Raw genomic sequence first — 2,228 nt, 5'->3', positions numbered from 1 at the left:
GTCTGCTGATCCGCTGGGAGAAGCGCCCGCGTTCCTATCAGACCTTGTTGTGCTTGGCTTGTGCGCTCATTTGCTTTCAACAATGTGATCGCGTTTCCTCCTTGTAGGTTTTCGGATAAGTTCTAAAGGGAGTTCCTTTCGCTATGAAGCAGCAATGTTACAAGCAAAAAACAGTATGATTTGTGCACTGTAGCGCTTAGCTGCCAGTGCTTTGATAGCGTCGAATGCCTATTCCCCAGATCCTGCTGGCGATCAGCGCGAAGAGTAGCGCGAACAGAGGGGCTGCAAAGGCCAGTTCGCGTGGTAAGCCAAATGGTAATGCTCGTTGAAGGATGTCGCATGTTGGGACATAAGAGCCAAAGGCCACGGGAACCACGAAGAAAAAGAAGCGTTGTAGGAATTGATGGTAAATGGTCAGGGGATAGCTGAGCATCTCACTTGCCCCATAGGTCATGATATTGGTTAACTCCGTTGTCTCGACGGTCCAGAAACAGATTGTAGCACCAAGCAGGAGGATTGAGGTGAAAAGGATTGCCCCACTAACAATCCCAATTCCTAGCACTGCCAGCTTATCGGGTGTCCAGTGCAGGGTAGGGAGGAAATGTAGGGCCAGTACAAATCCTAATAACCCTTGCGTTATCCGTCCCAGACGACGCAGACGAAAGTCACTCCCAATCACCTGGAGAAAAGGGCCGGTCGGACGTAGCAGCATACGATCAAATTCTCCCCGTATAATCAGGAACGAGAAGTTGTCAATACCTGCGCCAATCATCTCAGAGCAGCCAAAACTGATCGACATAAGCGCCGCTAATAACGCGACCTCACCAATATGCCAGCCAAGCAGGGTAGGAAACGGGATAAAATAGAGTAACAGAGCCATAAACTCGAGTGTTGTGACACCGAGGTAGGTGAGAATATCCAACAGTAAGTTGGTTTTATATTGGGTTTGTGCTTTGATCTGTATGCTGATCAAGCGTCGATAGAGATCAAGATCGTCATAGAGACGCTGCAGGCCTGTCCATAGTATATTGAGTATATTCATGTCGTCTTAGCCTCCTTGTGCCACCACGCGCTGTTTGGCTATATGCGTGATGGATTGTACCAGCAACGTCAAAACGAGCAGCCAGCCAAGCTGTCGACTGACTTCAAACCAGAGTGTTCCTCCTGTTATTTTTCCCAGAAATGTCTCAACAGGAAGATCCATGAAGCCCCGGAAAGGAAGCCAATCGACAATGACGCGTAGCCAGGATGGAAATAATGGGAGAGGAATATAGCTGCCAGTTAAGAACTGAGCAATAGTGAGTGAAAAAGTAGTCATGGCACGTGCTTCAATAATCCAGAAGGCGACGACATTGTAGAGATAGCGATAAGCGATACCCAGCATGGCCCCAATGGGCAAGATTAACAGATATGCCAGCCATGCTTGTCCATTGAGTGGAATTCCCAAATGGAAGAGAAGCATGCCCGCCAGATAGGTTGGGAGCCCACGGAAGAAGATGTAGTAGATATTGCGTCCCATCTCACGGCTAAACCAGTACCAGTAAAAGTCACAGGGCTTGCTGAGATCTGAGACCACGTCACCAGTACGAATGGTTTGCATAAGATCATTCCAACCAAAAGGCAAGATGACCATAATGATAGCCTGCATCATCCAGGTATAGCGCAGGGTATCTTGCACATTGTATCCTGCCACCTGAGGACGATCCATATAGAGCGCAATGATGACATAACTAAAAATGATGCCGAAAAAATATTGGTGCACAAACCCGCCAGGTTTGACCAGCTATAGATCAATTGTCTTCGAAAGGCGGTCTTTCCCACTTCGAAGTAAAAACGTAACATTTTTTTCTCCTGCCAGCGATAAAGCAGCACAAATGACCTGTTTGTTGAAACAGGCCCTGATGAGTGTTTGTAATTGTGTTACGGACATGCAGAAAAGAAGGATAATAGAAGCCAGGCTACAAATTATCCTTTGTCGTTCTGCTACTATTAAATTCTGAAATTGTGGTAGAACGGACTGATAAGTATAGTGTGCTTACCTGGTTCTGTCAATACTTCATTACAAGAGGGGTGCCCCTCAGATTTTCGCAAAGTTCTTTTGAGCGCGAACTCAACTCGGTAGGAAAGATCGCTTCCAGGGGTGGTGAGCAGAAGGACGAGAGGAACCAGGTAGCGTAGCAGGAGGAGCGGCGGGGAGGCGTGGTGGTGCAGGCTCGGCCTTGGGTGGC

2 protein-coding genes are annotated in these 2,228 nt (G+C 47.9%); both read right to left on the bottom strand.

Features of this window, described 5'->3' with window-relative positions; all coding sequences use genetic code 11:
• Window positions 1-196: 196 nt before the first annotated feature.
• On the bottom strand, window positions 197-1,042 hold the full coding sequence (locus F1593_RS27795) for an ABC transporter permease (RefSeq protein WP_149404799.1): 846 nt from the start codon (window positions 1,040-1,042) through the stop codon (window positions 197-199).
• Between the two features lie 6 nt (window positions 1,043-1,048).
• Complete coding sequence (locus F1593_RS27790) at window positions 1,049-1,762, bottom strand: ABC transporter permease (RefSeq protein WP_172632525.1); 714 nt, start codon at window positions 1,760-1,762, stop codon at window positions 1,049-1,051.
• Between the last annotated feature and the right edge of the window lie 466 nt (window positions 1,763-2,228).

Source organism: Dictyobacter arantiisoli (assembly GCF_008326305.1).
In the GTDB taxonomy this organism is placed as follows: domain Bacteria; phylum Chloroflexota; class Ktedonobacteria; order Ktedonobacterales; family Ktedonobacteraceae; genus Dictyobacter; species Dictyobacter arantiisoli.
Note: the sequence above shows the minus strand (reverse complement) of the source record. Positions and strands in the feature narration are given on the sequence as shown.